The sequence below is a fragment of the Streptomyces niveiscabiei genome (assembly GCF_001419795.1).
GTDB classification, from domain to species: domain Bacteria; phylum Actinomycetota; class Actinomycetes; order Streptomycetales; family Streptomycetaceae; genus Streptomyces; species Streptomyces niveiscabiei.
Window position 1 is genome coordinate 1 of record NZ_LIRL01000234.1, and the last position, 8413, is coordinate 8413.

Annotated in this window: 7 protein-coding genes and 2 pseudogenes; all 9 read right to left on the reverse strand. The window is 64.4% G+C overall.

Translation table 11 applies throughout. The features are described 5' to 3' along the window. Nucleotides 1–168: 168 nt before the first annotated feature. Complete coding sequence (locus AOK24_RS50555) at nt 169–306, reverse strand: hypothetical protein (protein WP_240553861.1); 138 nt, start codon at nt 304–306, stop codon at nt 169–171. A gap of 363 nt (nt 307–669) precedes the next feature. Further along, nucleotides 670–954: a hypothetical protein gene (locus AOK24_RS50560; protein WP_055720189.1), complete on the reverse strand. Its 285-nt coding sequence runs from the start codon at nt 952–954 to the stop codon at nt 670–672. Between the two features lie 10 nt (nt 955–964). Continuing rightward, entirely contained in the window at nt 965–1387 is a 423-nt protein-coding gene (locus tag AOK24_RS48465; protein WP_133258327.1) for a hypothetical protein, read from the reverse strand. A 74-nt stretch (nt 1388–1461) separates the two neighbouring features. After that, nucleotides 1462–5778: a hypothetical protein gene (locus AOK24_RS50565; RefSeq protein WP_240553863.1), complete on the reverse strand. Its 4317-nt coding sequence runs from the start codon at nt 5776–5778 to the stop codon at nt 1462–1464. 118 nt (nt 5779–5896) lie between these two features. Continuing rightward, complete coding sequence (locus tag AOK24_RS12820; RefSeq protein ID WP_133258326.1) at nt 5897–6160, reverse strand: hypothetical protein; 264 nt, start codon at nt 6158–6160, stop codon at nt 5897–5899. Nucleotides 6161–6387: 227 nt separating this feature from the next. Beyond that, nucleotides 6388–7404, reverse strand: coding sequence for a hypothetical protein (locus AOK24_RS12825; RefSeq protein WP_055720191.1), 1017 nt, complete (start codon nt 7402–7404; stop codon nt 6388–6390). A 12-nt stretch (nt 7405–7416) separates the two neighbouring features. After that, nucleotides 7417–7932 (reverse strand): hypothetical protein, encoded by a 516-nt coding sequence (locus AOK24_RS48470; protein WP_133258325.1) that lies wholly within the window; start codon nt 7930–7932, stop codon nt 7417–7419. Nucleotides 7933–8043: 111 nt separating this feature from the next. Next, a pseudogene (locus AOK24_RS52715) lies at nt 8044–8265 on the reverse strand (Tn3 family transposase); the annotation flags it as partial. 16 nt (nt 8266–8281) lie between these two features. Continuing rightward, nucleotides 8282–8413: pseudogene (locus AOK24_RS50570) on the reverse strand (IS5/IS1182 family transposase); the annotation flags it as partial.

The window sequence follows — 8413 nt, forward strand, 5'->3', positions numbered from 1 at the left end:
GAGCTGGAGAGTTGAGACCTAGACACCTCTCTCAACGGCACGGGAGCCCTGTCCGTTGCCTACGGTCCCGCCGTCACCCGTCCGGGGGCCACCCTGAAAACCCTCAGTCTCACCGACTCCCGCCCTTTCTCATTGCCTATTGCTGGTTGTGCGTGAGCCACGCACTCCTCACGCGGCGTCCGTCGACCCCCAGCCCATGCCCTTCTCGATCTTCTCGTTGTCCTCTTCCTCGCTGTTGTCGATGAGGCCCGCATAGTGGCGGTCGATGACCTCCGGGGAGGTGCCGGCGCGGCCTGCATACGGCATACGGCATACGGCTTCTCACCAATCCGCCGCGCTCGTTGTGGAAGACGCGGCCGTCCTTCGCTGTACCGAACTGCTTCAGGTGCTCACGGAGCATCGCCACCAGAGCCGGCGGAATCGGCACCGGGCGGTCAGCATCGGGCTCGCACATCTTCAGTCCCCGCCGGTCATGCCGCTCCCCCGTGTCGGTCCACTTCTTGCCCGCGACGGGTCATGTTTTCCGAAGGGTGAGCAAACCCCAACCCGTTTCCGGCAGTTCACAGTCCGACCGCCGCAATGCGACAACTTCGGCCGGACGCATTGCGGCGTACAGAATGCATCCGAAGAACGCGGATCGATCGCCCCTTTACGGGCGGTGGCTTACCTCTACAGTGCGACAACCGCGCTCTCGTCGATATAGCCCCGCTTAATCGCGTAGGTCTTGGCCGCGTTGACGCTCCGCCGACGACGCTTGTACGTTTCCTTTGCCGCCATCTTGCCGTGCCGGTACGACAGCCCGGCGCGCAAGCCTGGGTTCCGGTGCGTCAGGCTGTCACCCATCATCCCCAGAGCCGCAGCCGCAAGGCTGTCAGCGAACCCCTCTCGGGTCTTTGCCGCCGCCTTATGCCCTTGCCCGGTCAGCGCTTCGGGCAACTCGCGACCACCGGCCATAGGCGGATCGTCACGAAACTTCGAGGTCGGGTTCGCTTGTGCGGAGTTCGAGTGCAATCCGTGTCACTGCGGAAAGGATTACGGACACATACACGACGGGAAACGGAAAATGCGAAGGGCGGATCCAGAGGAAAGCCGTGAATGCCGCAATACAGACAGCAGAGATGACGGCATAATTTCTGTTGCCCTGGAACAGCAGCCAGGCAAGTACGGCCAGGAACATCGTGCCAAGGAGTCTCACTCCTGCCGCAGGCGATCCGAACAGCCAGAATATGGCAATTTCCGCATACCGCAGGGATAGAAAGCAGCTAATCCCGGTGGCGCAGATCAAGCCGGCCGTGAGCCCGCCCCACAATGATCTCCGCCGAATGCCGAACACGGCTCCACATGCGAGGCTCAAAGCTGCGGATGCCATGTACAAATAGTTCGGCACCGGTACTCCTTTCATTTGGCGGGGCGGGGTGGCCTCACCTCGCTGTTTACCGGAAGACCACCCCGCCCATTGCATTACCGGCTGAAGGCCGGATCAGGACTCTTCCCTGGGGCATTGCAGAAGTGGGCTGTTGACGGATCTATGGCCGCGTCGGCGATCGCTCCGATGTTCCACGGATTGCCTCCATGGCCACTGGTGATGTCGCACGAAGCATACGGGTGCATCGACTGATCGGGTTCAGCGGGAGGCGGGGGGATGTCAGGCCCGCTGAAGTGATAGAAGTCGCCGGTTGTCACCGGGGCACTGGATCCAGTGTAGGAACCGTTCAGGTCGATGGCCTTGTCGTTGCGGTACAAATACTGGTTCGGCATGAAACTGGAGCGCAGGACTGGAGCCCCGCCGACCGTCTTGATGGTGCCATCGGTGCAGGTCTTGAAATCGAGTTCCTGCCAGATCGGCGGCGCAGAGCCGAAGATGGATCCCGTGAGGCCCGGCTTGAAGAACATGTTCCGGATCTCCTGGGCCATCGACGCGACGGGATTGTCGGAGGATCCGGTGTCCTTCGACACCCGTGTCACCCAGTCGGCCACGCTGTCGGTGAGGTGCTGGTCCCCCAGAGCGGTGCGATAGCCGATGGACCCGCCGGCCGTGTGCATCACCGCAACACAGGTGCCGCCATTGTCGGTGATCACGTTGTCGTTGTCGTCGGTGATCACGGGCTTCACACCGATAGATTTGTAGGCCCGCCCGGGAAGAATTCCGTCACTGTTGGTAGAGGTGGTCGTCGACCTTCCGTCATGGACGTTCAGGTCCTTGGCCGTGTAGTCGAGATCCGGCGGCTGGGTGCCGTAATCCTTTTGGAGCGCCGCGAAGAACTCGCGCACGAAGTCCGGGATGTGGGTGTCGGCGGTGCGGTCGTCGTACGACACACTCTCGCTGCCGTTGATGATCTTTCCGTCGCTGGTCTTCACGTACGAGACGGTCGCTTTGTTGTCCATCTTGTAGGCGGCGTCGTCCGTACCGAACCAGGAAGGTCTGCTGTCATCGGTGGGACGCTTCGTGTACGGGTTGGAGTAGTGCATCCATTCGGGGATGCTGTGGCCGACGGGGTGGTCGGTGGTGCTGGTCCCCGACGTCGTCACCTCGTCGTTCCAGCGCTCAGCGGCGGCCTTGGTCTCCGGCATGACGCAGGTCGGAGACGGCAGGCTGATGCAGGTGGGCAGGCCGATGATGTTGTGCGACAGGTTCGTCGCCCAGTCGTACAGTGCCTGCCTCGACTTGAGGGGGGTGTTGAACATCTGGCTCTCGGGGCGGACGTCGATGTTCTGGTTCTCGTCGAAGTACGCGTCGGCCTCGACGCTGTCCGTGACGTAGGTGCCGGTGATCGGCTGAAAGGCCACGGCACCGAAGGCGATGTCGTCGTTGGCGGTTCCGTCGGGCGTGTAGTTGGACATGCTCACACTCGGTGTGGAGGTGAACTTGTAGGCGCCCAGGGAAACCCACTTGCCGTTGTTGTCACCCTGGTCCACGTGACGGTCGAAGGGCCCGCCGAGGGCACCCTGGACGACGTAGTGCGCGTCCTGGGTCTGTGCGCCGGTGTCGGGGACGTGGACCCAGACCTGCGCCAGGTCCATGCTCGCGCCGAGGGTCCAGGTGCCGTCGACGGTCATGCGCCCCTGGTCACCGCCGAGGTAGTCCTCGTTGCGGGTGTGGGTGTACCAGAAGTGACCACCGTAGCCGCCGCCGATCTGGTGCAGGTCGGCCTTGGCGTCGTACTGGCCGAGGCCAGGACCGGTGGCGTTGGGGTCGGGGTAGAAGGTGAACTGGAACGAACCGTCGGTGGCGGTCGTCCCGCAGGCGCCCCAGGTGTTGGTGCCCGCGGGCACGGATTCGACGACCTTCGCGCCGGAGGGCGCGCCGGAGCAGACGGGTGTGCCGTACTGGAGGCGGGAGCCGCGCCCGGGCTCGCTGACCAGGGTCTGGTACTTGATGTTCTCGAAGCCACAGGTCGTGGCGCAGTCGGATTTCCAGGTGGCATTGGAGGCGTTCCACCAGTACGGGGTGTAGCAGGCGGCGGTGGAGCAGTTGGGTGGACTGGCGGCGTCACAGTTGTTCTTGGTGTTGCAGAACGTGTCCAGCGGCGGCGAGATGTGCGCCCGGTTGTACGTCGCGCTGCCCGGCATCGTGTAGAGGTCGGCCGTGCCGTTCCAGTAGGCGGGCCGGAAGCCGGCCGAGGAGAAGCCGGACTCGCCGGGCCAGTCCTGGCGGCCCGAGGTGGCGTAGGAGTGGCCGGTGTCGATGGACCAGGCGGCCCAGCCCATCACCTTCTCCTCGTAGGGCCAGTTCTGCGGGTGGGCGGCGTCCTTGGCGGCGAGGGGGTCGGCGTCGGTGTTCATGAAGCTCAGCCGGGACGCGGGATAGACGGGGTTGGCCGGGTTGTTGTACCAGCCCAGGCCCCAGTTGCCGTTGGTACCCTCGTCCGCCTTCTTGTTGAAGCCGAGGTTGTAGTTCCAGACGGCGGCGAACCAGTTCTCCGGTTTGGCCGGGTCGTCGTTGTTCACGGTGATCGTCTGGCCCGACTCGTGGACCTCGTTCCACTTGTCGGCGAGGATGTGCAGCGAGGCGGCGATGTTGGTGGCGTAGTCGATGGCGACCGCGCGTTGTGTGCTGACCGGCAGGGAGGTTTCGCCTGTCTTCGCGTATCCGGCCTTGCGCATACCGTCGGTGACCTGGCCGACGCCGTAGCCGCAGTCGGACTTGTTCCAGTTGATCGTCCAGTAGTCGGCGAGCGTGCCGCCGGTCTGGTGTCCGTAGTATCCGTCGACGGCCGCGAGCGGGCTGCCCATCTGCCCGGGAATGGCGCCGGATTCGGCCTGCCACAGGTTGGACTCCTGGGCGAGGATGCCCAGTTCGACCTGGGCGGGGATACGGCCGCTGGTGCCGTTCAGCGTGGGGGCGGGGAACATGCCCTGAGGGTCGATGGTGGAGAGCCCGGTCTGGGAGCGCCAGCCTCCCTGGGTGAGGTAGCCGGAGCGCAGGTCACCTCGGACCGCCATGTCCACGGCCCACTCGACCTGGTTCGGGGTGGGCTGAAGAGCCTGGGTGGCGGTGTCGTTGCGGGGAACGGAGCACCAGGCGTCGGTGTCGATCGGGTCGTGGGCCCGCGGGTCGTCGTCGGTCGTGGTCAGCATGCTCATCGTGGACATCTGCGGCTTCGAGGAGCCGGTCAGCGCCGGTGACGGCGTGCCGCCCGCGGTGCTGCCGGGCGCGGCGACCTGCTGGTTCGTCTGCCTGCCCGTGCCCGGAACAGAGCCGGTGACGGTCAGAGCATGGGTGGTGTCGTCCGGTTTCGCCTTGGCCGCCGGTTCCTTGGTCGCGGTGCCGGAGAAGCCGCGGCCGGCGTTCTCGATGTTGGCAACGCCTGCCTGCACGGCCGGGGAGACGACCGGGTCGACGGCCAGGCGTCCACGGGTGGAGAGGTCCGCGTCGGGCGAGACGTCCAACTGCTTGATGCCACTGGCTGTGAAGCTCTTGCCGCGACTGGCCTTCCCCATGAGGTAGACGGTGCCGTCCGTGCCCTGGCGCAGGTTCATCGCGGTGAGTCTGCCGCTCGCGACGGTCGTCTTTTTGCCGCGCGCGTACGTCTGCACGTCGGCGCCGGTGCCGCCGGTGCGGTCGATGTAGGTGACCGTGCCGTCGTCGGTCACGTGGATGCCGTAGGGGGCGTGGTGGGTGGCGGTGAGCTTGGCTGCCCTGCCCGTGCGGTCGACGTGGACGAGCTGGCTGCCGGCGGCCGCGATCACACCGTCCTTCACGGGCACGGCAGAGGTGATCTCGCCCTTCGCCGTGGTGTCGGCGACGGTGGTGCCCTTGGTGTTCACCGTGACCAGACGAGTCCGGGTGTCGCGGAGCGCGGTGAAGACGGCGGTGTGCGTGGCCGGATTGCAGGTCGGGTCGAAGTAGGCCAGGGAGGCGGTGAACGGCAGCTTGGTGACGCTGCCGTCGTCGAGGTTCACGATCGCCGTGAACGCGCCGCCCATCATCAGGTCCGGCTTGTTGGTGAAGGTGCGGGGAGCGTAGACGACGGCCGCGTGGTGGTCGTCCATGAGACAGCTGTTGCCGATCCAGGTGTCGGCCGGAAGCTGCGGCTCACTCAGCACCGTGACGGTCTTCCACGCGTAGGCGTTCTTGCTGTCCGCGACGAGCAGATGCAGTCCGTCGCTGTCGGCGGCGCTCGTCACGGCCCGGTCGCCAGAGGTCTTCCAGCCCTTGCCCAGGATGGTGTCCGGAGCCTTGACGGCCCCCTTCGGAGCAGTGGGCGCCGGGTTCGGCGTGGGCTTGGGGGCGAAGGGGTTCGCGGCGGCGGGCTGGACCTGTATCAGCCCCGCCACGGCGGCGCCAACGGCAAGAACGGTCACCGTTCTTCGTCTATGACGAGCTGTCACGTGTTTTCCCTTTTCTCTACGTTGGCCATGCGGACATCGATTCCCCCGTGCAGCTTTCCCTTTCCTACTTCCGGTCGACAACGGGAATGAACTCGTCGACGTAAATCTTCGGAACCTGCGGAACGGGGCCCATGTCTTTTGAGCCGATCACCGAAACGTCCCGCCTGGTTTTCCCCGGAGGGACGTCCTGAAGCCAGAAGCGGTTGTACGCGGTCCATCCCTTACCGTCAGCGATACTGATCTGGACCGAGTACGTCGCATTCCGCTCGTAGGTATTGGTGACCTCGATCTCTGTACGCACACCGCTGCTTGCCGGTGTGGCACGCACGGTCAGGTCTCCGTACTCCAAGACGCGTGTGCGGCCCTCTGAGTGCACCGACGGCACGGGCGATGGACGTGCTTGCGGACTGCTCTGCTCCGCGCTCGGAGTCACCGGCCGCTGCGACACAGGTGCCCGGTCAGCGGATGCGTCCGTACACCCGGCGGCCAGCACGCACGCCGCCATCAGGGACAGTGTCCGGACCATCCACAGTCCGGACGCTACCGCGCGAGCATTCACTGGGCGGAAACCGCCATCTGCTTACGCGCGGCGGCGACTTCCTTGCCGTGCTGTTCCTTGATGCCGGTCAGTTGGCTCTGGTTGTCGGCGATCTGCTTGTCCTCGATCACGGACTCCACGCCGGACCAGATCTTCACCAAATGCGTCTGTGCCTTGCAGTCGATGTCGTCGACGGCCAGAGCGATGGAATCCGGCGTCGGCTTCCCATCACTGGTGCCCCCTTGGTCCATCGCCTTGTACGGGTCGGCAAGCCCCGGGTGTCCCTTGCCGGCCATGCACGAAGACCACGCGGCGATCGCCTGGATGACCTTGTCGTCCTTCATCGACCGCATCAGGCTGTCTCCGGCAAGCTGCGCCACGAAAGTCGGGTCGGCTTCCCGCACGCCGAGTTGGTCCTTGGACCAGCCGATGCAGCCGCCCGTCTTCAGCTTCTTCCCGTTGTATTCCGCCCGAGCGGGCTTGGCGCCATGGCCGGGGGCGGTGAGCGGCTCTCCGGCCTTGACGGCCTTGGGGTTCTCAAGCGGGTCGGGCTTGGTGTGGCCGGTCAGCACCTCGACCTCGACACCGGACAGGTCACGCATGGTCTGCGTGGTGTGCTCTTGCAGCGCGGGAGGGAGCTCATAGCCGTACTTCTCGGCTTCGGCCCGGTCGGTGATGCCATATCGGCGCTCGATGTTGGCGTCGTTGTCACTGGGGGGCGGGTTGGCGCCCGCGCGAGGCAGCGTCAGGTCGATGCCGTAGTCCTTCATGCAGGACTGCTGAAGATCGCTGGCGGCCTGCTCAACGGTGACCTGGTCCTCGTAAGAGGCCATGTACGCCTCCAGCGGAAGGGCCAGACCCTTCGTCAGGCCACTGGTGGGTATCTTCTTGGGCCAGTTCTCCTTGTTCACGATCGGTCTGCTGTCAGCCGCATTCTGCGTGGCGTGCGGACTCGCGCCGGAGGAACAGGCGCTGACCAGGAGAGCTGAAGCGGTGAGGGCGACGGCGGTGGCGGTCCGCTTGACGTGCTTCACGGGTGTTCCCTCTCAGGAGAAGTGCGATGAGGCGTTGTTGTTCTTCAACGCGGAGATCAGGTCGGTGATGTTGCAGTCTCCGTAGGGCCCGTTCTTCGCGAAGTACTGAGAGGTGCCGCCATAGCCGGAGTTGTAGTACACGCGGTAGTTGTCGTCCGGGGAGCAGTTCTCCACGGACGCCGCATTGTTTTTCATGTACTGGCCGTCGCCATTGCCGCCGTTACCGAATACATAACGGTAAGTCGTCAACGACGATCCCTGGTATTCACTGGTGCCCCAATGGTCGTACACATCGCCGTAGAACGTCGTGTAAGCCGACTCGATCCTGCCATCCTGAATAGCAATGGATTTCGAGTTGTAGAACAGCCACAGGTCACCATTGGAGCAGCTGATCCATGGAACATCACAGTTGTCGGAGACGTTGTTGCCGACCGCCTGCGCAGGTGCGGCGCCACACAATAGCGCCGCACTCACAGCAAGGACAGTCCCGGATGTGGCCACTTTGATTCGAGCAGACTTGACCCTCATGATCCCCCCCCTTATCGACGCCTCACGGAATCGGTGACGCAACGTCAAAAGCGACCTTGACGAGTCGTTTAGTTGCGAAAATTCACAGGCGACTGCGAAGCTACCACCCCCCTATGTAAAAACGGGCCCAAGATTTCGGCATAAAGGAACCCAGTCGTGTTTGAGTAGTCGAGGGGCAAGGTGTCGGCCCCTCAGGTCGCTGAAGCCGTTGAACGCCTCAACCGTGTTGGCCTCGGCCGTCGCCCTGCCGCGCAACGGGGCGTCCGAGAGGAACCGGAGCATCTGCACGGTGCGGATCACCCGCCCGACCTCGCGGAAGGCAGTACAGGTGGCGTTCTTAGAGCGTGTCTCACGTGGTGAGGTTGGTCAGCTTTTTGTAGCAGGTCAGTGCGGCCGCGAGACCGAGGAAGCCGAGAAAGTGCGTGCCCTTCCGCTCGTACCGGACGGTGAGGCGGCGGTAGCCGAAGAGCCAGGAGATCGA